This window comes from Burkholderia sp. JKS000303, assembly GCF_002563755.1.
Lineage (GTDB): Bacteria > Pseudomonadota > Gammaproteobacteria > Burkholderiales > Burkholderiaceae > Burkholderia > Burkholderia anthina_B.
Map to the genome: position 1 here is coordinate 775,891 of NZ_PDBZ01000003.1, position 25,562 is coordinate 801,452.

Sequence of the window (25,562 nt, forward strand, 5' to 3'; positions counted from 1 at the left end):
GTATGACCATTGACCTGCTGCGGACCGGCAATGAACGGACGATGAGGGCGCCGGTCAACGGTGAATTTCAGGTAGCAGGTGCGTTGCCGATCAGTCCCGCCTATAGTGCTCGTCGTTGACCGATCTGCAAGAGAATCAGGAGTTCGTCGTGTTTCACCGGAAATCCAAGTTGGGTCGTTCGAACTTCGCATGCGTCGTCGCGTTGACGATGATGCTGGCGCCGATCGTGGCGCATGCAGAGGCGGAGGCTGTCGCCGGCGCGACGCACGTTGCGCACGCGGTCAGTCACGCCGCGTCGCCTGCACGGCCGATTGTCGGCGACGACCCGGTTGCCATTCGGGATGCGCTGAAGAAGCTGCACATCACCACCGTCCAGCCGTCGCTGAGCGACCGGGTTCGCGGTCTGGTCTCCAGCGTTGCGGACCGGCATGGCCCCAATCCCGACCTGGCGGCCGTCGATCTGGATCGCGACGTGACGTTCGTGATGCCGGTGCGGTACGGGCTGAGGTATTCGACGCGGCGGCACCTGTTGACGCTGGACGTCGACCTGTTCGACGCAGAGCGCACCGACCGGACGGACATCCTGCTCAGAAAGGTCACGACGGGGCCACGTGGGCGAGGGCTCGTGATTGCCCCCGAAGCGAAGGCGAAAGGGTACATCCAGCAGGTCGACATCATCGAAATTGATGCCGGGCAAGGTCAGAAGACCTCGGTTCGCAGCCGCATGCGGCTTTCGCCTGCCGTGTACGCTCAGGCGCATGGCGATTTCGCGCTCGTCTTTTCAGGGCGTCTGGTTCGGCCTTATCTGACTGAACAGAGCGAGCATGTCGATCCGAGTATTGATGAGCCGACGGACATTACGACGAGGATCTCCACGTTGCATATGGATATCCGTTCCATCGCGCTGGTGAGTCCGTCGACCGGCGTCGTGCTGTCGAAGAAGCTGCATTTGTCGAAGTAGATTGTTTCTCGCGCAGGCCGGAACATCTCGAACGTGCGGGCCGACCCCGCGTCGTTTTTCGCCGAATTCCCGGCGCATGCGCTCACGCGTGGCGTCGCAGCGGTTCCTACACTTCATCGTGCGGACGATACGTGCAAAGCGTGTCGTGTGTGCATTGAAAGATCCTGCGGCGCGCACACGCCGATCGTCCGACGCCGACAACCTCGAGTGGGGAAGCGAACGTGTCATTCGATCTGGATCATCCGGATTTCGCACATAAGGCAAACCCTGTGCGCAGGCTGGTGGCGGCGCGCCGGGCCGGCTTCAGTCTCGACGCGTCGTTCTATCTGAGCGACGCCGTGTTCGACGTGGACATGCACGCGATCTTCGGACGACACTGGATCTTTGTCGGTGTCGAAGCGTCGATTCCGGAGCCTGGGGATTATTTTCTCGCGGACTTCGGACCGTATTCGATCATGGTCAGCCGGGGCGACGCGTTCGAGCTCAACGCATTTCACAACGTCTGCCGGCATCGTGGTGCACGGATCCTGCACGAACAGCGAGGTGCGGTCGCGAACATCGTCTGCCCTTATCACCAGTGGACCTACGCGCCGACGGGCGAGCTTCTGCACGCGGAACTGCCTGCCGGTGCCGACAAGGCGTGCTACGGCCTGAAGCGCGTGCACGTGCGCAGCCTCGGCGGCCTGATTTTCGTCTGCGCGGCCGATGAGCCACCGGGCGACTTCGACGCGCTCGTCGAAGCGGTCGGTGCGTATGTCGACCCGCACCGGCTGCGCGACTGCAAGGTGGCGCAGCAGATCGACATCGTCGAGGACGGCAACTGGAAGCTCACGATGGAGAACAATCGCGAGTGCTATCACTGCACGGGCCATCCGGAACTGCTGCAATCGACCTTCGGCGTGTTTGGATATACGGAGGACGATGTCAATCCTCGCCGCCGCGAGGCGGTGCGCGAGCACAACGCGGCGCTGGCGGCATCGCGCGACATCTGGGCACGCAACGGCTTGCCCTGTGAGCCGGTCGAGCATCTCGACGATCGCGCGACCGCGTTCCGGATTCAGCGCGTGCCGCTCACCGGCCCCGGCGAGTCGATGACGCTCGACGGCAAGGCCGCATGCAGCCGGCTGATGGGGGATTTCACCGAAGCCCGGCTCGGCCGCCTGCAGTTCCACCTGCAGCCGAATTCGTGGCATCACCTGCAGGCCGATCATTCCATCCATTTTTCGGTCTTGCCGATCAGTGCGGGCAAGACGCTGGTGCGAACGACGTGGCTCGTGCACCGGGACGCCGTCGAGGGACGCGATTACTCGCTCGACAACCTGACCCACGTGTGGAAGACCACCAACGAGCAGGACAAGTTCTACGTCGGCCTGACGCAGCAAGGCGCGCTCAACCCGGCCTACGAGCCGGGGCCTTACGCGCCTTCGGAATGGCAGGTCGAAAAGTTCTGCAACTGGTACATCGGACGCCTGCGTACCGCGCTCGGCGAGCGTTGAGCTTCGGAGCGAGGATCGCGGCAGCCGGGCGGCACGCGCCAGGACGACGTATCGGCCGCTCCCCGATCTTCATGCGTCGCGCACGGAGCCATGCGGTGGCGCGATGCGTTATCCGGCACTCCGCCGTCGCTTGGTGTCATGCCGATGCCGACACGACACGTGAAAATGAACGACACGTGTGCGGCTTGCCGGGTGGCGAGCCGACACGCCTGCCTGTTTCCCGCCGGTCGAACCATGGAGCGAGTATGAATCTGTCGCAATCCGGAAGCGTGACGTACGATCCGTTGTCCGCCACGATTCCGGAGATCGATTTCGCGAATCGCGAGGAGACTGCGCTCGTCGTCGTCGATGTCCAGTACAACGACGCAGCGGCGGATCGTGGCTGGGTGAAGGCGTGCGAGGCGGTGTCGCCGGGCTCGATGCGCTACTACGTCGATCGGCTCGAACACACGACGCTCCCGGCGATCCGCGCGCTGCTCGACGCGTTCAGGCAGACCCGTCGTCCGGTGGTGCATCTCGCGATCGGATCGGCTTATCGCGACATGCGGGATTGTCCTGCGCGCTTTCGCGCATGGACACGCACGCTGGAAACCGCGGCGGGCATCGAGGACATGTGGTGGACCGGCAATCCCGACTATGCGTTCCGCGATGAAGTCGCGCCGCTGGAGGGCGAGACGGTGATACGCAAGACGACCCAGGGCGCGTTCAACGGCAGCGAGATTCAGAACGTCCTTGATCGCATGGGCGTGCGCAATTTGGTATTGACCGGCGTCGTCACGAGCTGCTGCGTCGAGACGACGGCACGGGATGCTGCTGATCGCGGCTTTGGCTGCGTCATGGTTTCGGATGCTTGTGCTGACACCGATGAAGCGATGCACGACGCGGCACTGACGAACTTCGCGCTTTATTTCGGCAAGGTGGTGTCGCAGGCCGATCAGATCGTACGGTCGGTGATCGATGGCCACACAAAGGCACCTTGAGGTGTTTGCGTGTAAACACTTCTAATTCGCTTTGCCATTTCGCCGCCCGTGCCGAACGCCCCTCACTCCACCGTCACCGACTTCGCCAGATTCCTGGGCTTATCAATATCCGTCCCCCGCGCCAACGCCGCGTGATAAGCCAGCAACTGCATCGGCACCGTATGCAGAATCGGCGACAGCGGCCCGTAGTATTCATTGAGCCGAATCACCTCGATCCCTTCACCCGGCATCAACCCGCAGTCCACATCCGCGAACACGAACAGCCTGCCGTTTCGCGCACTGACCTCATGCATGTTCGACCGGAGCTTTTCCAGAAGCGCATCGTTCGGCGCCACCGCGATAACGGGCATCTCGTGACTGACCAACGCCAGCGGCCCGTGCTTCAACTCCCCCGCGGGATAAGCCTCCGCATGGATATACGAAATCTCCTTCATCTTCAGCGCGCCTTCCAGCGCGATCGGATAATGCATCCCGCGCCCGAGAAACAGCATGTTGTCGCGTCGCGCGAGCAGTTCCGACCAGCCCATGATCTGCGGTTCCAGCGCGAGCACCTTCGACATCGCATCCGGCAGATGCCGCAGCGCGCGCAGATGCGCCTTCTCCTCGTCGTCGCTCAACCGCCCGCGCACCTGCGCCAGTGACAAGGTCAGCAGGAACAACGCCACAAGCTGCGTCGTAAAAGCCTTCGTCGACGCCACCCCGATCTCGATCCCCGCCCGCGTGACGAACTGCAGCGCGCATTCGCGCATCAGCGCACTCGTCGCGACGTTGCAGATCGCGAGCGTATGCCTCATCCCGCTGCGTTTCGCGACATGTACCGCCCCGAGCACGTCGGCCGTCTCGCCACTCTGCGACACCGCGACGACGAGCGTGCGTGGATTCGGCACGCTGTCGCGATACCGGAACTCGCTTGCAATCTCGACGCTCGCGGGCAGCTTCGCGATGCTCTCGATCCAGTACTTCGCGGTCAGCGCCGCGTGATAACTGCCGCCGCACGCGAGCAGCAACACCGAATCGACGTCGTTGAACACGCGCCACGCACCGTCGCCGAACAGCTCCGGCATGATCGACCCGACATCGAGCAACGTATCGGCCACCGCCTGCGGCTGCTCGAAGATTTCCTTCTGCATGTAGTAGCGATACGACCCGAGGTCGGCCGCGCCGCTATGCGCGGCCACGCGCTGCACCGCACGTTCGACACGCTGGCCGGCCGCATCGACGATCCAGTAGCGATGGAGCTGGATATCGGCGACATCGCCGTTCTCCAGATACGCGATGCGATCGGTGATGCCCGACAACGCGATCGCGTCCGACGCCAGAAAATGCTCGCCGTCGCCGACACCGACGATGAGCGGCATCCCGTCGCGCGCGCCGACGATCCGGTGCGGCTCGTCGCGGCACATCACGGCGATCGCGTAGCTGCCGCGCAGTCGCGCGACCGCGCGGCGCACCGCGTCGAACAGGTCGCCGTCGTACAGATGGTCGATCAGGTGCGCGATGGCCTCGCTGTCGGTCTGGCTCGCGAACACATAGCCGTGCGCCTGAAGCTCCGCGCGCAGTTGATCGCAGTTCTCGATGATCCCGTTGTGCGACAGCGCGATGCGGGCCTTGTCGTCGCTCGGCGAGAAGTGCGGATGCGCGTTGAGCGTGACGGGCGCGCCATGCGTCGCCCAGCGCGTATGCGCGATGCCGGTGTAGCCGGACAACGCATGTTCCGCGATCTCGCGCTGCAGGTTCGCGACGCGGTCGACACTGCGTGCGCGGGCCAGCGCGCGGTCACGGTAGACCACGACGCCGCACGAGTCGTAGCCGCGGTATTCGAGCCGCTTCAGCCCGTCGACGAGGTTCGGCAGGATGTCCCGCTGGGCAACCGCCCCGACAATTCCACACATATCGCGCTCCGTAAATGTCCTGTCTGGACCCGTGACAGCGATGGTAGAGGCGGTCAGGTGGAATTAAATTTCAAAATACTTCAATAAATGAAACAGACAGACAATCAGCTATCATGTTGAAATTAAATTTCACGCCTTGACCGGAAGGAGCCGCCGATGGCCGGCATCACGCTCGACGAGCTCGACCTGCGCATTCTCGCGATCCTGCAGGACGACGCGTCGGTATCGAACCTTGAACTGGCCGAGCGTGCGTTGTCGTCGCCGCCGACCTGCATGCGCCGCGTGCGCCGGCTGACGGACGCGGGCGTGATCCGCCGGCAGGTCGCGGTGCTCGATCCGGTGGCGATCGGCACGGCCGTCACGGCATTGATCGAGATCAGCCTCGACCGGCAGACGGCGGAAGACTACGACGCGTTCGAAGCCTATGTGTGCGCGGAGCCGGCGGTCACGCAGTGCTATCGCGTGTCGCCGGGGCCGGATTTCGTGGTGGTGGCCGATCTGGCCGACGTCGCCGAATACGACGAATTCGCGCGGCGGCTGTTCACCGGTGCATCGAACGTGCGCAACGTGCGGACGTTCTTCTCGACGCATCGCGCGAAGTTCGAAGCGAACGCGCGGGTCGCGCATGCGATGCGCAAGCGTGGCGGCTAGCGCGAGCGACGCTCGCCGAATCGCACCGGGGCGACGTCAGAACGCGAGCGACTGCTGCATCGCATGGCGCTCGCCGCGCTGAAACCCCGCCCCTTCGAGCGACAGCAACGCGCGCTTGCGTTCGATCCCGCCCGCATACCCGGTCAGGCTGCCCGACGCGCCGATCACGCGATGGCACGGCACCATGATCGACACCGGATTGCGGCCGACCGCGCCGCCGACGGCGCGCGCGGCACTCATCGGCAGCCCGACGCGTTCGGTGATGTCGCCGTACGACACGAGCTCGCCGAACGGAATCGCGAGCAGTTGCTTCCACACGCTGCGCTGAAACGCGGTGCCGCGCAGGTGAATCGGCACCGAGAAGGTTTCGCGCGTGCCGGTGAAATACTCGGCGACTTCTTCGGCGACCTTGCGTGCGAGCGGCGATGCGGTGCGTGCGTCCGCATTCGCATCCGACGCGATCGCGAGCGACGGATAGTATTTCTGGCCGACGAAAAAAAGGCCCGTCAGCGCATCGTCCTCGATGCGGATGGCGATGTCGCCCAGCGGGCTCGGAATCAGATGGGCGGGAGTCATCGCGACGCTTCTCCATGAAGGCGCCACACATGCAGTGCGGCATACGCGCGCCACGGTGCCCAGCGCGCGGTGTGCGATTCGGTTGACGTGATGCGCGAACGCCCGGCGCGCGCGGCGGGAAGCCACGCGTCGTCGGCGGGAAACGCGTTCGGCCAGCCCATCGCGCGCATCGCGACGTACTGCACCGCGCGTTCGTCGAAACCGGGCAGCGCGCGCAACGCGGCGAGCGTCGCATCGAGCGGCGCCATTGGTTCGAGCGCGAGCGTGCCGTCGGCGACCGCACGGGCCAGCGACACGATCGCGTGCGCCGCATCGCGTGAGACGCCGATCGCGTCGAAGGCTGCCGGCGGTGCGCAAGCCAGCGTCGCGGCGCAAGGCAGCGCATGCGTGAGGCCGGGCGGTGCGTGCTCCACCGGCGTGCCGAAGTGTTCGGCAACGCGCGCGAGCAGCGCGGCGGCGGGCGTTGCCGTTAACTGCTCGCCCGCGATCGCGCGGATCGCAATCTCGAGCCCGTCGAATGCACCGGGCACGCGCAGGCCGGGCGAGCCGTCCGCGAGTTCGCCGAGATGCGCGTCGATCACGTCGGGCCGGCTGTCGAGATCGAACAGCCGCCGCACGCGCGCGAGCACGGCCGGCACGACGGGCGTCAGCGCGGGCGACACGGTGACCGCGAGCGCGAACCGCTGCGGCACGTGCGCGACGGACAACCAGCCGGTTACCTCACCATCGCCATGTCCGTTCGGCACCGCGACGACTCGCGCATAACCGTTCGCGTCGATCCGCTCGACGCCGTCGATCTGCCGCTGCGCGAGAAACTGCATCAGCTCGGCCCACGCGAACGGCGGCCGGTACGGCAGCGGGAACGTCATGTCGCCGCCGGCCGTTGCACCGGCGCCCTTGCGCAGGCGCAGCGGATTGAGGCCGTAGCGTTGCCGGAACAGGTCGTTGAAGCGCCGCACGCTGCCGAAGCCGGCGGTCGACGCGACGACGGCCACCGGTAGCGCCGTGTCGGTCAACAGCCGCTTGGCCATCAGCAGCCGGTGCGTCTGCGCGAATTCGACCGGCGACACGCCGAACTGCGCGGCGAAGATCCGCCGCAGATGGCGCTCGGTCACGCCGACCCGCTGCGCGAGCGCATCGACCGCGTGTTCGTTCAGGAAACCGTCCTCGATCAGCGTGGCGGCCGCGTCGGCGAGATTGCCGGACAGGTCGAGCAGCCCGTGACCGGGCGCGAGCTCGGGCCGGCAGCGCATGCACGGCCGGAAGCCGGCTTTCTCGGCCGCGGCGGCGGTCGGGTAGTAGCTGCAGTTCTGCGCCTTCGGCGGCTTCACCGGACAAACGGGGCGGCAATACACGCCCGTCGTCGACACGCCGACGAAGAACCAGCCGTCGAAGCGGCGGTTCCGCGAGAGCAGGGCGTCGTAGCAGGTGTCGGGATCGAGGCGCATGCGACGACTGTAAACCATCCTCGCCACCGATTCTGGCTGAAATCGGACATGTGTATCGGCGGGCGCTCCCGCGTCATGACCCGGTTCACGCCCCGTTTCCGCGCGGGGAAATCCCGGAAAAACGATTAATGCCAATCTGCGAAACAGTCGTCTCTTTTTGCGTGGGCCGATTTGAGATGACTCATCGAAATCCCCGACTGACATGCCAGCGGCACCCGTCCTATTCTCTGAAAAACGTTTTCCAGACATCGACAGGCGACCGGCCGTGCTACCACCGTGGCGTGCCGCCGCCCGCCCGGCGCCCGTCGCCGGTCACGGACACGCATCATCCAGCGGCGCGACGGGCGCGGCCGCGCATCGGAGACACTCATGCAATCTGCCGTCGTCGGCGCCGTGCGCGCCGCGGCCAGCCGCTATCGCTGGACCGTCTGCGCGCTGCTGTTCTTCGCGACCGTCATCAACTACATGGATCGGCAGATCCTCGGCCTGCTCGCGCCGATGCTCCAGCACGACATCGGCTGGAGCCAGGTGCAGTACGGCCGCATCGTGATGGCGTTTTCCGCGTTCTATGCGATCGGGCTGCTCGGCTTCGGCCGCATCGTCGACTGGCTGGGCACGCGCATCTCGTACGCGGTCGCGATGCTGGTGTGGAGCATTGCCGCGGTGCTGCACGCGGCGGTCGGCTCGGTGATGGGCTTCGCCGCGGTGCGCGCGCTGCTCGGGATCGGCGAGGGCGGCAACTTCCCGGCCGCGATCAAGACGACGGCCGAATGGTTTCCGCGCCGCGAACGCGCGCTGGCAACCGGCATCTTCAACTCGGGCGCGAACATCGGCGCGGTGTTCGCGCCGGCGATCATCCCGGCGATCGCGGTGGCCTACGGGTGGCGCGCGGCGTTCGTGATCATCGGCGCGATCGGCATCGTGTGGCTCGTGGTGTGGCTGGTGATGTACCGCACGGCCGACACGCGCGCGCTCGCCGCCGAATACGACGAGCCGCGCGACGAAGCCGAAGCGCTCGACGCGGCGAACGCGGACGCCGGCGCGCCGCGCTGGGGCGAGCTGATCCGCAAGCGCGAGACGTGGGCGTTCCTGATCGGCAAGTTCCTGACCGACCCGGTGTGGTGGTTCTACCTGTTCTGGCTGCCGAAGTGGCTCAACGAGTCGCGCGGGATGGACATGCAGCATATCGGCCTGCCGCTCGTGTGCATCTACGCGCTGACGACGGTGGGCAGCATCGGTGGCGGCTGGCTGTCGTCGGTGCTGCTGCGCGCGGGCTGGAGCGTGAACGGCGCGCGCAAGACGGCGATGCTGATCTGCGCCTGCTGCGTACTGCCGATCGCATTCGTGTCGCAGGTGCAGAGCCTGTGGATCGCGGTGCTGATCGTCGGCCTCGCCGCGGCCGCGCACCAGGGCTGGTCGGCGAACCTGTTCACGACCGCATCCGACCTGTTCCCGCGCCGCGCGGTCGCGTCGGTGGTCGGCATCGGCGGGATGGCCGGCTCGATCGGCGGCGTGCTGTTCTCGGAAGTGATCGGCCAGGTGCTGCAACGCACGGGCCACTACTGGGTGCTGTTCGCGATCGGCGCGCTGGCCTACCTGCTTGCGCTGGCCATCATGCACGTGCTCACGCCGAAGATGAAGCCCGCGAAACTCGACGCGTAAGCGCGGGTCCGCAAACGAACGCGCCGCCTCGAAGGCGGCGCGTTTGCTTTGGCGCGAACGGATGCGGTGCGACGCGAGCGCGATGCGCGTCAGCCGGCCTCGGCCGTCGATGCGCGCACGATCAGCCGCGGCTCGAACGTCGAATAGCTCGCGTCGGTGCGGCCGGCGAGCGCGTCGATCAGCTTCTGCATCGCGAGCTCGCCCATGTTCTCGCTCTGGATGTCGATGGTGGTCAGCGCGGGCGCGGCGTACTGGCCGTACGGCACGTTGTCGATGCCGGCCACCGACACGTCCTGCGGCAGCCGGAACCCGAGCGACGCGGCTTCCTTCATGAAGCCGAGCGCGATCAGGTCGTTGTAGCAGATCACGGCCTGCGGGCGCTGCGGCCCGAGCATCACGCGCGAGCACGCGCGCTCGCCGGCTTCGGCGGTCGGCGCATGCGCATCGTGCACGTCGAGCGTGAGCCCCGCTTCGGCGAGACAGTCGCGCGCGCCCTGGATCCGTTCGTCGTTCGGGCGGGCCTGCCCGAAGCCGAGATACGCGATGCGCGTGTGGCCGAGATTGAGCAGGTGACGCGCGAGCATGTAGGTGGCGAGCCGGTTGTCGATGCCGACGCTCGGAATCGGCAGGCCGGGGCTGCGCCGCAGCAGCACGAGCGGCTTGTGCAGGTCGAGCATCCAGCCGGCTTCCTCGTCGGGCATCCGCGTGCTGACGATCAGCCCGTCGACGCGCTGCGCGAGCGCCTCGATCAGCGAGCGTTCGCGCGCCTGGCTCTCTTCGGTGTCGACGAGCAGCAGCGTGTAGTCGTGCTGGAGCGCGACGCGGTTCGCGCCTTTGACGACGTTCGTGAAGTACGGGTTGCTGATGTCGAGGATCACGACGCCGATGGTGCGCGTGCGCCCGGTGATCATCGAACGTGCGAGCGGGTTCGAACGGTAGCCGAGCCGCTCGATCGCCTCCTTGAGCCGCGCTTCGACGGTCGGCGAAAAGCGCTGCGTGCCGTTCACGTACTTGGACACCGTCGCGACCGACACGCCGGCGTCCGCGGCCACGTCGCGGATCGTCGGGGAAACTTTTTTCATCGAAAGGGTAACGTTTTCGTTAGCTTGCTCCGGATTGTGGCAGAAAAAGCCGGCGTCCGGCCACCGGCCCACATCGGGAAAGTGCGGATGGCCGGGAGCAGCTTCGACCATTGACGTTCGGCTTTTTTACCGCGTATAGTTGGAAAACGTTTTCCATTTTTCGGTACACCCCGCACAGATTCAAGGAGACACACTCGATGAACGCCTCATCCACCGGTGCGCGCAAGCCGTTCGGGCGCCTGCTGCTGACCGGCGCGGCCGGCAACCTCGGCCGCCAGGTGCGCGGCGCGCTGGCGAACTGGGCCGACGTCGTGCGCGTGAGCGACATCGCGGCGCTGGACGACGCGGCCCCGCACGAAGAAACCCGTGTCGTCGACCTGGCCGACCGTCCGGCGGTGATGGACCTGGTCGACGGCGTCGACGCGATCGTCCACCTCGGCGGCATTTCGATCGACGCGCCGTTCGACGATCTCGTCGGTGCGAACATCACCGGCACGTACAACCTGTACGAAGCCGCGCGCAAGCACGGCGTGAAGCGGATCGTGTTCGCGAGCTCGAACCACGCAATCGGTTTCCATCCGGTCACGGAAGTGCTCGATGCCGATTCGCCGCTGCGTCCGGACAGCCTGTACGGCGTGACGAAATGCTTCGGCGAGTCGCTGTCGCGGTACTACTTCGACCGCTTCGGCATCGAGACGGTGTGCCTGCGGATCGGCTCGTCGTTCGAGGTGCCGAAGAACCCGCGCATGCTCGTGACGTACCTCAGCTACCGCGACTTCATCGAACTCGTGCGCTGTTCGCTGCTGACGAACCGCGTCGGCCACGCGATCGTCTACGGCGTGTCGGACAACCCGGTGAAGTGGTGGGACAACACGAAGGCCGGCTTCCTCGGCTTCCGGCCGCAGGACAGCTCCGAGCAGTTCGCCGGGCTGTTCCCGGTAACCGCCCCGACCGCCGAGTACGACGACGCCACGCAGCAGTATCAGGGCGGCGGGTTCGTCGTCGGCGAACCGATGGTGCGCAAGGCGACGTAATCGCCGCAGCGCCCCATGCGGCGTGGCTCAGCGCAGGATGTCCGTCGCGTTGTGCCGCTCGTCCACGCCGTCGATCAGGATCACCGGGCCGCTCGCGTGTCGCGTGCGCAGCGGCTGAATCTGCTGGTACGCATCCGATTCGTACCAGGCGCGCGCCGTGTCGAGATCGGGGAACGCGATCGCGATCAGGTCGCCGTGCCACACACCTTCGCGCACGTCCGGCCGCGCGCCGTGAATGACGAAATGGCCGTCGAACGGCGCGAGCGTGCCGTCGATGCGTTCGAGGTATTCGACGATGTCGTCGCACATCTTGACGTCGTGCAGGTGAGCGAGGGCGTAGGCGGTCATGGCGGGCTCCGTGGTGTCGATACGGCCGGTTGATCGGTCAAGCCATGATCGTCGCGCGTGCTGCGCGCGTCGATTACCTGCGACGTAAGCGAATTCCCTCCAGCCTCGCGCCACCCCGCGCGCACGGCGCAGCTTGCCAGCCGGCCGCGCGTCGGTAAGAATGCGGCGAGACCACACGCGACCGGGCGACGAAGCCGCATTCCGACGGCACCCGTCGATACGCGTGAACACAATCGAACAAATACGGCGGCCGCTGCAGGCGTTCGCCGCTCACGCACACGCTATCCGCCATGATCCGGCGCGCTTCCCGCCATCCGCTCGCGATCGCCGCGATCGTCCTGACGCTGCTGCTCGGCGTCACGCACCTGGTCGTCGTCGAACTCGACGCACGCGCCCGGGCCGCCGCCGACCTGAAGTTCGGCGAATTCGTCACCGACACGAGCAACAAGATCCAGGTTCAACTGCTGCGCTACGTGGACGTGCTGTCCGGCGTGCGCGGGCTGTGGTCGGTCGTCGGCGAACCGACGCGGCGGCAGTTCCGCGACTACGTCGCGTCGCTGCACGTGGCGCAGCGTTTTCCCGCGCTCGAAACGATCAACTACTGCGACTACATCGCGACCGCGGATACGCAGTCCTACGAGGAAGCGATGCGGGTGCGGCTGCATCGGCCCGATTTCACGGTGTTTCCGGCCGCTACGCCGCACGCGTACCGGATGGTGCTGCGCTACAGCGTGCCGTACAACGCGGTCTACGTCGGGCGCGACATTGCGGCGAACTTTGGCTGGAACGTCTGGCGAGACACGAACCGGACGGGGGAGCCCTATACGTCCGGCGTCGGCGTCGCGCAGCTCGACGGGCACGTCGGCCCCGGCCTCGGCATCCGCCTCACGGTGTATCGCGGCGGCGAAGTGCCGCCGCCCGCCGAGCGCCAGTCGCGCGCGATGGGCTCGGCGGGCATCTTCGTCGACGTGCGTTCGCTGATTCGCGAGGCGATGCCCGACGACGACTGGCAATTCGTGTCGTTGCGGCTGCATACGGTCGCGAAGCCCGGCGAAATCGCCGACGTGCGGCGCCGGATGCTGTTCGCGTACGACAACGCCGCGTTGGCCGGCGCGGCGACGATGACCGAACGCCGGACCTTCACCGTCGCCGGGCGGCAGTTCGTGCTCGACATCGCGGTGCCGGCCGACCACTTCCAGGACGCGATCGGCCGCCATATCCGCGCGCTCGGCTATGCGCTCGGCGGCGCGATCAGCCTCGCGGCGGCCTGCATCATCTATCTGCTGCTGGTCGCGCAGCGCCGGCTCGCCGACACCGTCTCGCAGCAGTCGGCATCGCTTGCAAGCACGCAGCTTCAGGTGTCGACGCTGCTCGATGCGCAACTGCACGCCGAGCGCGAGCTCACGCGGCAAGGCGAGCGCGAGCGCCAGCAGATCGGTCGCGAACTGCACGACGATCTCGGCCAGAAGCTGACCGGTGCGTCGCTGATGCTGAGCACGCTCGCGCAGTCGCCCCGCGACACGGCGGACGATCGTCAGCTGGTGATCGACAGGATTTCGGCGATCGTCGAGGATGGCATCCAGACGATCCGCACGCTGTCGCGCGGGCTGTCGCCGTTCGACGGTTCGCCGCACGATCTCGCGGCCGCGCTGCGCGAGCTGTGCGGCGACGTCGACCGGCTCGTTGCCGACGGCTGCCACCTGAGCGTCGAGTACGATACCGAGCTGCTGTCGCCGGATGCGTCGCTGCATCTATACCGGATCGTGCAGGAGTCGGTGTCGAATGCGCTGCGGCACGGGCGCGCCACGCGGATCGATGTCGTGTTGCGCGACATCGACGGCCGCGTCGCGCTGGCGATTCACGACAACGGCTCGGGCTTCGCGGCCGGCATCGATCCGGCCGCGCAGCCGGCGTCGCGTCTCGGGCTGCGCAGCATCCGTTCGCGCGCCCAGCTGCTCGGCCTGCGCGCCCGCTTCCTGACCAATGAAACCGGCGGCACGACCGTCGAAGTGGACTGACGATGAACCAGACCATCGTGCTCGTCGACGATCACCCGATCGTTCGCGAAGGGCTCGCGACGCTGCTGCATGCGGTGCCCGGCTATCGGGTCGTCGCGCAGGCCGGCAACGCGCGCGACGGCCTCGACGCCGTGTGCGCGCACCGGCCCGACATCGCGGTCGTCGACCTGATGCTCGGCGACACGCTCGCGCTGCGGCTCATCGAGGAGATCGCGCAGAGCTGCCCCGACACGGCCGTCGTGTGCATCTCGATGCATTCGGACGTGGCGTATGCGGAGCCGGCCGCGCTGGCCGGCGCGCTCGGCTACGTGAACAAGGCGAACGTGAGCCGCACGATTCTCGACGCGATCGACTCGGTGTTGCGCGGCGTGCCGTATTTCCCGCCGCAAGTGCAGCAGAACCTGCTGCGCCGCGCGCGCGGGCAGGCCGCGAAGCCGACGACGCCGCTCGCCGCGCTGTCGCCGCGCGAGATCGAGATCCTGCGGATGATCGGCGAGGGGCTGACGAAGCAGCAGATCGCCGAGCGGATCGGCCGCAGCGCGAACACGGTCGAAGCGCATCGCACCAACATCAAGCGCAAGCTCGGCCTCGACAACAACGCCGAGCTGATTCGCTTTTCCGCGCTGAACCTGTTGCCGGCGCCCGCGCGCTAAACCGTGAAGCGAGGGCGCCTCGCTCACGGGTTGAGGCCGGTGCCGATCCGTCGAGCGATTGCCGGGCCCGTGCGCCGGCCCTACGATCCCGACCAATACGACAACAACGCCGCGGGGTCTCCATGTCATTCCGATTCTTGCCCGCCCGGCCCGGCATTGCCGGCCCGTCGAACCCACGCGGCCTGACTCACTGAACGACCCTCGCGCGAACGGCAAGTGCCTGCCGTCGCGCGCGCGGCCATTCGTCGTTCGCGACCTTCAAACCACAAGAGAGAGACCACATGAAACAACAGACCCTGGCTGGCCTGCTTGCCGGCGCGACCGTGCTCGGCGCGCTGTCCGGATGCGGCGGCGGCGATGGCGGTTCGCCGTCGAACAACGGCGGCAGCAACAACAGCAACGTGACGACGTCGTTGAGCGGCACGGTCGCGACCGGCGCGCCGCTCGGCAACGTGACCATCACGGCCTACGAGGCGAACGGCAACCAGTGCGGCTCCGCCGTCAGCGCGGCCGACGGCACGTACCTGATGAAGAACATCCATTGCGCGTCGCCGTTCCTGATCGAGGCGCAGACGGCCGACGGGCTGCTGGTGTCGCCGTACGTCGGCTCCGGCATCGTGGCGAACATGAACCTCACGCCGATCACGACCGGCCTCTTCTTCGGCACGATCGCGAAGAGCGGCATCACGCGCACGCTGACCGATTCGCTGCAGGCGCTCGACGCGGCGACGCTCAAGGGCTACTACGCGAACGTCACCGCCGATCTGGAGACGATGTTCCCGCCGTCCGCGTACGGGGTCGACTGGTCGAGCATCGATCCGGTGACGACGCCGTTCGAGGCGAATCACCAGCTCGTCGACGCGGTGCTCGACCATCTCGGGCTGATTCGCCCGACGGCCGACAACCCGTCCGTCACGTACGTGAACACCAGCACCAACCAGCAGTTCTCGACGACCGCGTCCGACAACGGCGGCGCGGCGACGGTCGGCAGCGTGGCGACGCAAACGCCGCTCGCGTCGTCGGTGGCGCCGGCGAACACGACGGTCAACTATCTCGACTTCAACTACCGGCAGCCGCTGGCGTCGACGACGAGCCTGACCGGCTCGATCCTCGATGCGGGGGCATCGGGCAACGGTATCGCCGGTACGGTGTCGTTCGGTAGCCCGCAGGTGTCGTCGCCGTTCACGAGCGTCGACGGCAACTACACGTGGGGCGCGAAGGTCGCGGCCGGCAACGGCTTCGATTCGAACGCGAGCGACTTCAACCTGCCGGCCGCCGCGATGGTGTGCCAGTCGCTGTCCGGCGGCACGGGCCCGTCGAACCTGAAGTCGACCGACGTGCTGGTGCCCGCGAACGCGGTGCCGGTGACGCAGGCGTCCGATCTCGTCGGCGTGTCGTTCACGCGTTACTACGAGGACTGCCTGCAGGGCGGCACGAGCCCCGCGACGACGACCGGCAACTATCTGTCGTTCGACGGGCAGGGCGGCGCGACCTTCGTCGTCGCGAATGGCGGCTCGGCGTCGCAGACGATCACGGTGCCCGCCACGCAGGTGACGGGCGCGCTCACCGGCACGCCGCTCGTGTCGCTCGGCGGCCAGCCGGGCAACACCGTGCTGTCGGCGTACCGCTATCAGACCGCGTACGGGCTCACGCGCTACGTGCTGGTCGAGCGCGGCAGCGCGGATGCGTCGTCGGGGTACGTCGGCATCTGGCTGCAGTAACCGGCTGCATCGAACGGGCGGCGCGGGATGCTTTACCGCGCTGTCCGTCGATGGGTCGGCTGCGGGCACGGGCGGCTTCGCTGCGTGTGCCCGTGCACATCCGGACGAGGTCGGCGTGCGAGCGCCATCGTCCGGATTTTTTTGATCGAGCGTTTCGGCAAAGTGTTGCCGATGCAGTGCGCGTGCGACGCCGCGTTGCGTACCGTCCGATCATTCGTCGACAGCATGGCAGGCCAATGACGGTCGCCCGTGCCGACGCCCTTACGCGCGCTTTCGTACCAGCCGTGGCGGCGATGCCGGCACGGGCGCCGGTTCCGACTCCGCCGCTTCCTTGCACAGCTTGTCGAGCATGCGCTGCGCGGCGGCCGCGCAATCCTCGCCCGCCGGCTTGTTCGCGATCTCGTCGATCAGCGCCTGCAGATTGCGCCGGTTCAGTGCGAGACGCTGCTCGAGCAGCGCGATTTCATCGACCTTGTGCCGCAGCGCGTGCAGCAGCTCGTCGTGCGGCCATGCGCCGAGATCGGGCGGCAGCAGCGCGCGGATCTCGTCGAGCGCGAAACCCGCGCGTTGCGCGCGGTCGATGATCGCGAGCCGCGTCAGCGCATCCGACCCGTATTCCCGATAGCCGTTCGCCTGCCGGCGCGCGGGCTCGAGCAGCCCGCTCGCTTCGTAGAAGCGGATGCGCGATGCCGCGAGGCCGCTGGCCCGTGCCAGTTCGCCGATTTTCATGCTGTGCTCCAAAAGGGGCTTGACCTTGAAGCTAACTTTAAAGTTATGGTTGGGCATCGTCAATCGAGGAAGTCCACCATGAACCTGTTTGCGCCCCTGACACTGCCCAATGGCGCAGTGATTCCGAATCGGCTCGCCAAGGCCGCGATGGAAGAGAACATGGCCGATGCGGATCACGCACCGTCCGATGCGTTGCTGCGCCTGTACCAGGCGTGGGCCGACGGCCGGGTCGGCCTGATCCTGACCGGCAACGTGATGGTGGACGGTCGCGCGATGACCGGCCCGAACGGCGTCGTGCTCGACAGCGCCGCCCATCTCGACCGCTTCCGGCGGTGGGCGCAGGTGTCGCGTTCCGGCGGCGCGCAGGTGTGGATGCAGATCAACCATCCGGGGCGCCAGATGCAGGCGGCGCTCGGCCAGACGACGCTCGCGCCGTCGGCCGTGCCGCTCGCGCTGGGCGCGCTGTCGAAGCAGTTTCCGGTGCCGAAGGAGATGACGGAGGCCGACATCGCCGACGTGCAGCGGCGCTTCGTGCGCGCCGCGCAGCTTGCCGAGCAAAGCGGCTTCACCGGCGTGCAGATCCACGCGGCGCACGGTTACCTGCTGAGCCAGTTCCTGTCGCCGCTCACCAACCGCCGGCAGGACGCGTGGGGCGGCGGCATCGAGCATCGCGCGCGGCTGCTGCTCGACATCGTGCGGGAGGTGCGCGCGACGGTGTCGCCCGCGTTCGCCGTGGCGGTGAAGCTGAATTCGGCCGATTTCCAGCGCGGCGGCTTCAGCGCGGACGATGCGAAGCGCGTGGTCGAACTGCTGAATCCGCTCGGCGTCGATCTGGTCGAGCTGTCGGGCGGCAGCTACGAAGTGCCGGCGATGCAGGGCGAGGCGCGCGACGGGCGCACGCTGGCCCGCGAAGCATATTTCCTCGAATTCGCGCGCGACATCACGGCCGTCGCGCACATGCCGCTGATGGTCACGGGCGGGATTCGCCGCCGCGCGGTGGCCGAGCAGGTGGTCGACAGCGGGGTGGCGATGGTCGGCATCGCGACCGCGCTGTCGATCGAGCCGAACCTGCCGCGCGACTGGCAGGCCGGCAAGGACAGCGCGCCGGTGCTGCAGCCGATCCGCTGGAAGAACAAGGCGCTGGGCGCGCTGGCCAACATGGCGGTGGTCAAGTTCCAGCTCGCGCGCTTGAGCGGCGGGCGACGCACGCATCCGGGCGTGTCGCCGCTGCGCGCGCTGGTGTCGCAGCAACTGGCCGCGCAGTGCCAGACGCGGCGCTACCGGAAGTGGATGGCACGCCGCGCGGCCGCCCCGCGCGCGTGACGTGCACGCGTGTCCGGCCGCAATATCGGGCCGGATGAAGCGTCGCCCGGCGCACCGTCCGCCGGGCCGATTCTTTCGGATTACTGTCCGAAATATCGCATGCGTTTACAGCGAAATTCAGGCACGGGATCGTGATTGCTGCGTGGCATAATCCAGCACCCTGATTTCACGCCTTCATCCTGCGCGTCATGCACGCCACCCGATTCCGCAGACCCGGCAGCTTCATCGGATTGATCGCAATCCTGATGATGGCGCTCGCGCCTGCGGTGTCGCAGATGATGGCGTCGCGTCACCGGCTCGTCGATGCGTTGGCCATCTATTGCACGGCCGGCGTCGACGATACGCTGGCCGCGCACGACGACAAGCCGGCGCACGGCGCACACGCGCACTGGCAGGCGTGCCCCTATTGCAGCTTCGTCGCGCATGCGGCCGCGCTGCCGGGCCGTCCCGCCGCGTTCGCCGCGCCGCGTTCGGGCTCGCAGAGGCCGGTCGTGTCGGCGTCGATCCCGGCGCGCATCCCGGTCGTTCATACCGTCGCGCAATCGCGCGCACCCCCCGCGTTCTCCTGATTCCGTCCGGCTTTTCCCGTGACTTGCCGTCGCTTCGCCACCGGAGCGCGGCCGTTCGTCGCGCGCGTGCGCGACGGCATCGAACCGCAATCGGAGAACACCTTCATGCCCCGCTTTACCGAACGGCGTGCGCCCCGCGCATGCGCCGCGCTGCTGGCCGCCGCTGCCGGCCTGTCCCATGCGTCTTTCGCGCACGCGCACGCCGTGGTCGGCGACCGCGTCTTTCCTGCCACGATGACGGTGGACGACCCCGGTGTCGGCGACGAATTCGACATGCAGTTCGGCCATGTCAAGTCGCCCGACGGCAATGGCGACGACATGAACGTCAATACCGTGTCGTACGAGTGGGACAAGCTGATCACGAAGAACCTCGCGTTCAGCGTCGCGAGCCAGTACGTGTCGCAGAACGACCCGAACGGCGGCTCCGCGAAGGGCTGGGACAACGTGACGCTCGGCCTGAAATATCTCGTCTACGCGAATGCGGCGCACGAATTCATGGCGTCGGTCGGGCTGCTGACCGAGGTCGGCGGCACCGGCGCGAAATCGATCGCGAGCCCGTACTCGACGTTTACACCGACCGTCTATCTCGGCAAGGGTTTCGGCGACTTGCCGGCGTCGCTCGGCTATCTGCGCCCGTTCGCGCTGACGGCCGAGATCGGGCCGAACCTGACCACGGCCTCGTCCGACCAGGGCCCGAACTCGCTCGGCTGGGGGCTGACGCTCCAGTACAGCATCCCGTACCTGCAGCAGCAGGTGAAGAACCTCGGCCTGCCGCAACCGCTCAGCAACATGGTGTTCGTCGTCGAGGCGCCGATGAGCACCTGTACGGCGGGCGCGTGTTCGGGCCAGACGACCGGCACGATCAACCCCGGCGTACTGTGGCTCAATCGCTACGGGCAATTCGGCGTCGAGGCGCAGATTCCGGTCAATCGGGCATCGGGCAACCACGTCGGCGTGATCTTCGATGCGCATCTGTATTTCGACGACCTGTTCCCCGGCTCGCTCGGCAAGCCGCTGTTCTGATCCACGGAGAAACCGCATGAACCTTTCGACCACGATGCGCGCGGCGGCTGCCGCGCTGCTGCTCGCCGGCGCGCAACTCGCTCACGCGCATGCGTATCCGACGCATCAGGATCCGTCCGCGGGCGAGACCGTGACCACGTCGCCGAAAACCGTCGCGATCGATTTCGACGACGCGCTCGAACCCGCGTTCAGCTCGATCGCCGTCACCGATGCGCAGGGGCACGCCGTCACGAGCGGCAAGGCCGAAGTCGACGCGTCGAACAAGACGCACATGTCCGTCGCGCTGAATCCGCTGACGCCGGGCGTCTATGCGGTCGCGTGGGTGGCCGTCGCGGTCGACGGCCACCGCACGCAGGGGCATTACGCGTTCACGGTGAAGTGACGCTCGATGGCCCGTCGCCGCGTGAGCATCGACGGGCCATCGTGCCGCGCGGGTCAGAACCGGTAGTTCGCGAGCACTTCGACGCGGCGGTCGTTGCCGAGCAGATACTGCGTCTCGTTGTAGTACGCGGACTGCACGTAGCGCCGGTTGAACACGTTGTAGGCGCGCGCGGTGATCGTCGTGTCCTTGCGCGGCTTCCACGCGAGCCCGAGGTCGACGTTCGTGTACGACGGCATCACGAGCGTGTTGGCCGTATCGGCATAGCGCTTGCCGACGTACTTGATCCCGGCGATGCCGGTCCAGTCCGGCGCGAAGCGCCAGCTCACCCACAGGTTCGCGAGCCGCTGCGGCACCGACACCGGCACGTTGCCCGCACGCGAGACCGTCGTGCCGCCGGACGCCTGCTGGAAGTCGTCGTATTTCGCGCGCAGGATCGACACGTTCGCGTCGACGCGCCAGTCTGTCGCGAGTGCCGCGCCGACCGTCGCTTCCACCCCGCGCGACGATTGCCGGCCGACCTGGATCGACTGGTTCGGGTTCAGCGGATCGGCCGTCACGAGGTTGTCCTTCACGATCCGGTAGGCGGCCAGCGTCCATTCGGCCTTGCCGTCGAGGAACGACTGCTTCACGCCGATCTCGATCTGCCGGCCGGTCGCGAGCGTGAAATTCGCCTTCGACGCATTCAATGACAACAGCGACGTGACCGGATCGGCCGCGACCGAATACTGCCCGTACACGGCGAGACCGGGGCGCACGTCGTACACGGTGCCGATGCGCCAGCCCGTGTTCGCGAACACTTTCGCGAGCGCGCCGCCGTTCACGAGATCGTCGCGGTTCACGCTCGCGTGGTCGTAGCGCAACCCGCCGATCACCGACCAGCGCGGCGTGATTTCGAGCCGGTTCTCCGCGAACAGCGCGTACTGGTTCGCCTGGCTGCGGTACTTCGGATACGTGCCGGCCGCGTTGATGAAGCTGCCCGGGTCGAAGCGGAACGGATCGACCGTCGACGTGCCCGAATACGGCGAATTGTTGTCGTGCTGGAACGTCGTGTGGTTGAACTCCGCGCCCGCCGAGAACGTGTTGCGCATCCCGAGCAGCATGCCGGTCGCGGTGGCCGTCGTCACGTTGCCGTACTGCTGCTGGTCGTGGAAGATTTCCGTGTAGCTGCTGCGCTGGACCTGCGCGCTCGACGGCAGGTACGTGTAGTACTCCGCATCCTTCCAGTGGCGATTGCTCTGCATCCGGTACAGCATGCTCGTCACGTTCAGGCCGTCGCTCGGCTGCCAGTTCGCCGATACCGTTGCCCAGCTGTCGCGGAACGCGATGTCGCTGTCGCCGACGTTGTAGTTCTTCCGGTCGAGCGCGCGATCGCGTGCGCCGTTCACGAGCGGCACGCCGAAATACTGCATCGGATGCTGGAAGCCCTGCGCGTACGACGCCGTCACGTACAGGTCCGGCGTCACGTCGTAGCGCAGCGCCCCCGAGACCGACAGGTTGCGCGAATCGCCGCGGTCGACCCAGTTCGCCGAGCGGTTGCCGCTGATGTCGAAGCGGTACGACAGCGCGTCGTTGATCGCGCCGCCGCTGCCGAACGCGACGCGCGCCGTGCGTTCGGTGCCGCCGCCGACCTGCAGCTCGTTGCGGATCGGCGTGCGGGTCGGCTTCTTCGGAACGATGTTCACGACGCCGCCGATCGCGCCTTCGCCGTAGATCACCGAAGCGGGGCCGCGCAGCACGTCGATATGGTCGACCGACCACGTGTCGAACGGAAAGGTGACGCCGATCGCGCCATACGGGCGCACGCCGTCGTAGAGCTGCGTGACCGACGACGCGCCGACGAAGCCGCGCGCGCCCAGCTCCGAGTCGCCGTTGCCGGGGTGCGGCGAGGCGCTGATGCCGGCGGCGCGGCTCACCGCATCGACGATCGAACTGTCGCCGCGCGTGTCGAGCGTCGCGCGGTCGATCTGCTCGACGCTCGCGGGCGTTTCGAGCGGCGACAGGTCGAGGTGGCTGCCGGTATCGAGCGGCCGCTGCAGCGGCGCGACCCTGCGTGCATCGACGCGGATCGGCTCGAGCGTCGTGCCGGCGCCGTCGGCGCCGCTTTCCTGTGCCTGTCCGAGCGGGGCAAAGGCCGCGAGCGCGGCGGCGGGCAATATCAATCCGAACTTCATGTTTCGGTATCCTTGGAATGGGGTGCTGTCCGACGATCAGGCGGCCGCGCGCGTCGCGCGGCCGAACAGCAGGCGGTCGATCGACCACACCGCGACGATCGTCAACCCCGTCAGCGGAAACACGATGCCGAGCAGCACGAGCCCCGCGATCCAGCCGCGCATCGGCGGCGCCCCGCGTTCGCGCGATGGCGCGCCCAGCGTTCCGGCCGGACGACGCTTCCACCACATCACCGTGCCGGTGACGGCCATCGCGGCCAGCCCGAGCGACAGCACCGCACAGAGGATCTGGTTCGCGAGCCCGAAGTAGCGACCCATGTGCAGCGACGTGCCGTACGACACGGCCTGCGATATCGCGCCGTAGTCCGCGTAGTGGATGTCCTGCAGCACCGCGCCGCTGTACTGGTCGATGGCGATCGTGCGCTCCGCCTGCGGGTCGGCCGGGAAGTACGACGCGGTGAAGACGCCGTCGGGGCCCGACGGCAGCGCGAGCGTGTAGCCGCTCGTCACGCCGAGCCCGGCGACGATCGCGATTGCGCGCGCGAGCGGCAGCGGTGTGGACGATGCCGACGTCGATGCCGAAGGCGACTCCGGCACGGGTACGTTGCCGATCGCCCACGGCGTTTGCGGCAGCGGCAGGTCGTCCATCACCATGCCCGGCATCGACTCGCCGCCGTCGTGATGATGATGGCCGGCCGGCACCGCCCCCGGTGCCGGTGCAGCCGCCGCAGCCGACGCCGCGGCGCCCGGCCGTGTCGAGCGCAGCGATCCGCCGCTCCATGCGCCCGGCGGCGCGCCGAGGTTCACGGTCGCGGCCAGCGCCTTGAAGTTCTTGCCCCATGAGCCCGACCACGGCAACCCGGTCAGGATGAACGCGACCGTGCCGGCCGCGAGCCAGATGCCGGCCGTCGCGTGAATGCTCTTCCACAGCGGCCTGCCGCGCAGCGACAGGTCGGGCCGCAGTGCGCGGCCCACGCGCGTGGCGCCGCGCGGCCACCACAGCGCGATGCCGGTGCCGATCATCACGAACGTCCAGCAAGCGGCAAGCTCCATCAGCAGCTCGCCGGTCTTGCCGAGCAGCAGCTTGCGATGCAGCATCCGGTCGACCTGCATGAAGCGTTGCTCGACGCTCAGCGTGCCGAGCACGCTGCCGTCGTACGGGTTCACGTACACGCTCTCGCGGCTGCCGTCGCGCAGCCGGAACACGTATTCGGCGCTGCGCGCCGGCGCGGTGGAAACCTGCACCGAAACCGGCGTCGCACCGGCCGGCATCGCAGTGCGTGCCTTCGCGAGCAGCGTGTCCGGATCGAGTCGCGGCGTTGCGCGCGGTTCGACGATCAGCCGGTGCGGATACAGCAGCGGCTCGATTTGCGGCTGGAAGCAGTAGAGCGTTCCCGTGATCGCGAGGATCACGAGAAACGGCATCACGAACAGGCCGGCATAGAAATGCCAGCGCCAGAGCGTCCGGTAACCGGCGCTGGCGGAACGGGCGGGCGACAGGGCCCGCTCGACGGTGGTCGACATGGTGTCAGCTCCTCGTGTGCGTCGATCGGTCGGGCCGGCATGGGCCGGCCGCCGCCGACGCGCGGCGCACCCGCGTGCGCATGGCGGCGGAACGGACGACGGCACGTCATGCGCGGACGGTCATGGCGCGCATGGCGACGTCGCCCGAGCGGCGGGCGCAGTCGGGTGATCGCGTGAATCGGATGGTGTGAAACGAACGGCGTGACGGCCCGCGCACGTCGACGTGCGCGGGCCGTCACGCGAGACGATCAGCAGAACCGGGGAGGCGCGCGGGTGGGCGGGCGGTCGTCGAAGATCGACCGCGCGACGCGAGGGATGGCGAAACGAATCCGGAACCGCCGCGGCACCGCGGCGGGAAACAACAGCACCCGCACCGCGAACGACGCCAGCGCCGTGAACAGCGCCGCGCCGAATGCGCAGAGGCCGTCGTCGCCGCTGGCGGACGAGGCTGCGTTGCCGGCGTGTGCATCATGCTTCAGCGCGTCGGCGAGCGCGAACGCATCGTTGGCCGGCGTGATCGGCGCGCCCGCATCGAAACGGGCGGCGAGCGCTGCCACGTCGACGATCAGCGGGCCGCGCCCCGAACACAGCACCACCGAGCCCGCATCCGGACCGTCCGGATCGAGCATCACGGCGCCCGACATCAGCGCGCGGGACAGCAGCGTGACAAGGAGGAAACCCCACAGAAGCTGTCGCGCGACGCCTTGCCGGAGCAGGAAGTGGCGAAGTGCGTTCATGGCGCGCGATTGTACCTCCGATCGTGCGGCGGGCCGGTTGCGGTGCCGGAGAGCGGGGTGGGCTGGCGTGCCGCGGAGGGGCGTTCAGCGAGGGCGGTTATCGGACATGCGCGCGTATCCGCGGCCGTTCGTCATCGAGGTCGATCGTTCGCGCCGGTTCAGACCGGATACGCATCGTCGACCTTCAGGTTCGCGAGCCGGAACAGCGTGCGCAGTGTCTGCGGATGGATGTCGCGGCGCGCGGCGAGCGACGTCAGCATGAAGTCGAGCACCTTCGCGTAGCGCAGCAGCACGAGGCAGCGCGTGAGATCGGCGGTGCCGCCGCGCATGTCTTCGGCGAGACGGACCATCTGGCCGGACAGCGTGCGCGCCATGTCCAGTTCCATCTGCTGCTTTTCGGTCCAGTCGGGCAGCGGCTGTTCGAGCAGCTTCGCGAGAAAGATCTGGAACGACGTTTCGGACGAGTTGGGCAGCGCATCCATGAATGGCCTCGTTGCTTCGCGGAGTTCGTGGCCGCGCCGATCGGCGCGGCGTTCATGAAATACGGGATGCAGGTTCCGTACCAGCGCCGCGATCCGATTGTCG

23 protein-coding genes are annotated in these 25,562 nt (G+C 67.5%); 13 read left to right on the forward strand and 10 right to left on the reverse strand.

The genetic code is table 11. The features are described 5' to 3' along the window. Positions 1–148: 148 nt before the first annotated feature. The 3 genes from BX604_RS31470 to BX604_RS31480 all read left to right on the forward strand — a co-directional run bounded on the left by BX604_RS31470 (position 149) and on the right by BX604_RS31480 (position 3,437). Positions 149–961: a hypothetical protein gene (locus tag BX604_RS31470; RefSeq protein WP_098555173.1), complete on the forward strand. Its 813-nt coding sequence runs from the start codon at positions 149–151 to the stop codon at positions 959–961. Positions 962–1,230: 269 nt separating this feature from the next. Beyond that, complete coding sequence (locus BX604_RS31475) at positions 1,231–2,457, forward strand: aromatic ring-hydroxylating oxygenase subunit alpha (protein ID WP_257146481.1); 1,227 nt, start codon at positions 1,231–1,233, stop codon at positions 2,455–2,457. A 269-nt stretch (positions 2,458–2,726) separates the two neighbouring features. Beyond that, complete coding sequence (locus BX604_RS31480) at positions 2,727–3,437, forward strand: cysteine hydrolase family protein (RefSeq protein WP_218926894.1); 711 nt, start codon at positions 2,727–2,729, stop codon at positions 3,435–3,437. Positions 3,438–3,499: 62 nt separating this feature from the next. On the opposite strand, the gene glmS is transcribed toward BX604_RS31480, so the two are convergent. Then, positions 3,500–5,329, reverse strand: a complete 1,830-nt coding sequence (glmS, locus tag BX604_RS31485; RefSeq protein ID WP_098554701.1) for a glutamine--fructose-6-phosphate transaminase (isomerizing) — start codon at positions 5,327–5,329, stop codon at positions 3,500–3,502. Between the two features lie 156 nt (positions 5,330–5,485). Between glmS and BX604_RS31490 the strand changes: the two genes are divergently transcribed. After that, the gene (locus BX604_RS31490) at positions 5,486–5,980 is read left to right on the forward strand and encodes an Lrp/AsnC family transcriptional regulator (protein WP_098554702.1); all 495 of its coding nucleotides are present in this window, start codon (positions 5,486–5,488) and stop codon (positions 5,978–5,980) included. 36 nt (positions 5,981–6,016) lie between these two features. Here BX604_RS31490 and BX604_RS31495 read toward each other — a convergent pair whose 3' ends face one another. Both BX604_RS31495 and BX604_RS31500 read right to left on the reverse strand, forming a co-directional pair. Next, complete coding sequence (locus BX604_RS31495) at positions 6,017–6,556, reverse strand: methylated-DNA--[protein]-cysteine S-methyltransferase (RefSeq protein ID WP_098554703.1); 540 nt, start codon at positions 6,554–6,556, stop codon at positions 6,017–6,019. Beyond that, positions 6,553–8,022: a DNA-3-methyladenine glycosylase 2 family protein gene (locus BX604_RS31500; protein ID WP_098554704.1), complete on the reverse strand. Its 1,470-nt coding sequence runs from the start codon at positions 8,020–8,022 to the stop codon at positions 6,553–6,555. Before BX604_RS31500 ends, BX604_RS31495 begins: the two co-directional genes overlap by 4 nt. Positions 8,023–8,373: 351 nt before the next feature. Between BX604_RS31500 and BX604_RS31505 the strand changes: the two genes are divergently transcribed. After that, the gene (locus BX604_RS31505) at positions 8,374–9,666 is read left to right on the forward strand and encodes an MFS transporter (protein WP_098554705.1); all 1,293 of its coding nucleotides are present in this window, start codon (positions 8,374–8,376) and stop codon (positions 9,664–9,666) included. A gap of 89 nt (positions 9,667–9,755) precedes the next feature. Here BX604_RS31505 and BX604_RS31510 read toward each other — a convergent pair whose 3' ends face one another. Further along, complete coding sequence (locus tag BX604_RS31510; RefSeq protein WP_098554706.1) at positions 9,756–10,859, reverse strand: LacI family DNA-binding transcriptional regulator; 1,104 nt, start codon at positions 10,857–10,859, stop codon at positions 9,756–9,758. A gap of 86 nt (positions 10,860–10,945) precedes the next feature. On the opposite strand from BX604_RS31510, the gene BX604_RS31515 reads away from it, so the two are divergent. Further along, positions 10,946–11,782 (forward strand): NAD-dependent epimerase/dehydratase family protein, encoded by an 837-nt coding sequence (locus tag BX604_RS31515; protein ID WP_098554707.1) that lies wholly within the window; start codon positions 10,946–10,948, stop codon positions 11,780–11,782. 27 nt (positions 11,783–11,809) lie between these two features. Here the strand turns inward: BX604_RS31515 and BX604_RS31520 are convergent, their stop codons facing one another. Then, on the reverse strand, positions 11,810–12,130 hold the full coding sequence (locus BX604_RS31520; protein ID WP_098554708.1) for a DUF1330 domain-containing protein: 321 nt from the start codon (positions 12,128–12,130) through the stop codon (positions 11,810–11,812). Positions 12,131–12,420: 290 nt separating this feature from the next. Between BX604_RS31520 and BX604_RS31525 the strand changes: the two genes are divergently transcribed. From BX604_RS31525 to BX604_RS31535, 3 genes are all read left to right on the forward strand, one after another. Beyond that, positions 12,421–14,148 (forward strand): sensor histidine kinase, encoded by a 1,728-nt coding sequence (locus BX604_RS31525; protein ID WP_098554709.1) that lies wholly within the window; start codon positions 12,421–12,423, stop codon positions 14,146–14,148. 2 nt (positions 14,149–14,150) lie between these two features. Beyond that, positions 14,151–14,801 (forward strand): response regulator, encoded by a 651-nt coding sequence (locus BX604_RS31530; protein ID WP_098554710.1) that lies wholly within the window; start codon positions 14,151–14,153, stop codon positions 14,799–14,801. A gap of 281 nt (positions 14,802–15,082) precedes the next feature. Further along, positions 15,083–16,522, forward strand: coding sequence for a hypothetical protein (locus BX604_RS31535; protein WP_098554711.1), 1,440 nt, complete (start codon positions 15,083–15,085; stop codon positions 16,520–16,522). Positions 16,523–16,783: 261 nt separating this feature from the next. Here BX604_RS31535 and BX604_RS31540 read toward each other — a convergent pair whose 3' ends face one another. After that, positions 16,784–17,251 carry a MerR family transcriptional regulator gene (locus tag BX604_RS31540; RefSeq protein WP_098554712.1) on the reverse strand — a complete coding sequence of 156 codons (468 nt, stop codon included), beginning with the start codon at positions 17,249–17,251 and terminating at the stop codon, positions 16,784–16,786. A gap of 78 nt (positions 17,252–17,329) precedes the next feature. Between BX604_RS31540 and BX604_RS31545 the strand changes: the two genes are divergently transcribed. From BX604_RS31545 to BX604_RS31560, 4 genes are all read left to right on the forward strand, one after another. After that, positions 17,330–18,574 (forward strand): NADH:flavin oxidoreductase/NADH oxidase family protein, encoded by a 1,245-nt coding sequence (locus BX604_RS31545; protein WP_098554713.1) that lies wholly within the window; start codon positions 17,330–17,332, stop codon positions 18,572–18,574. A gap of 188 nt (positions 18,575–18,762) precedes the next feature. Further along, entirely contained in the window at positions 18,763–19,143 is a 381-nt protein-coding gene (locus BX604_RS31550; RefSeq protein WP_098554714.1) for a DUF2946 domain-containing protein, read from the forward strand. 105 nt (positions 19,144–19,248) lie between these two features. Further along, positions 19,249–20,166: a hypothetical protein gene (locus BX604_RS31555; RefSeq protein ID WP_098555178.1), complete on the forward strand. Its 918-nt coding sequence runs from the start codon at positions 19,249–19,251 to the stop codon at positions 20,164–20,166. A gap of 16 nt (positions 20,167–20,182) precedes the next feature. After that, positions 20,183–20,548, forward strand: coding sequence for a copper resistance CopC family protein (locus tag BX604_RS31560; protein WP_098554715.1), 366 nt, complete (start codon positions 20,183–20,185; stop codon positions 20,546–20,548). A 53-nt stretch (positions 20,549–20,601) separates the two neighbouring features. Here BX604_RS31560 and BX604_RS31565 read toward each other — a convergent pair whose 3' ends face one another. The 4 genes from BX604_RS31565 to BX604_RS31580 form a co-directional block, all read right to left on the reverse strand. Next, on the reverse strand, positions 20,602–22,719 hold the full coding sequence (locus tag BX604_RS31565; protein WP_098554716.1) for a TonB-dependent receptor: 2,118 nt from the start codon (positions 22,717–22,719) through the stop codon (positions 20,602–20,604). Between the two features lie 36 nt (positions 22,720–22,755). Next, the gene (locus BX604_RS31570) at positions 22,756–24,240 is read right to left on the reverse strand and encodes a PepSY-associated TM helix domain-containing protein (protein ID WP_098554717.1); all 1,485 of its coding nucleotides are present in this window, start codon (positions 24,238–24,240) and stop codon (positions 22,756–22,758) included. A 248-nt stretch (positions 24,241–24,488) separates the two neighbouring features. Then, a complete protein-coding gene (locus tag BX604_RS31575; RefSeq protein WP_098554718.1) occupies positions 24,489–24,977 on the reverse strand; it encodes a hypothetical protein in 489 nt (162 codons plus the stop codon). A 158-nt stretch (positions 24,978–25,135) separates the two neighbouring features. Continuing rightward, the gene (locus BX604_RS31580) at positions 25,136–25,459 is read right to left on the reverse strand and encodes a DNA-binding protein (protein ID WP_098555180.1); all 324 of its coding nucleotides are present in this window, start codon (positions 25,457–25,459) and stop codon (positions 25,136–25,138) included. Positions 25,460–25,562: the final 103 nt, after the last annotated feature.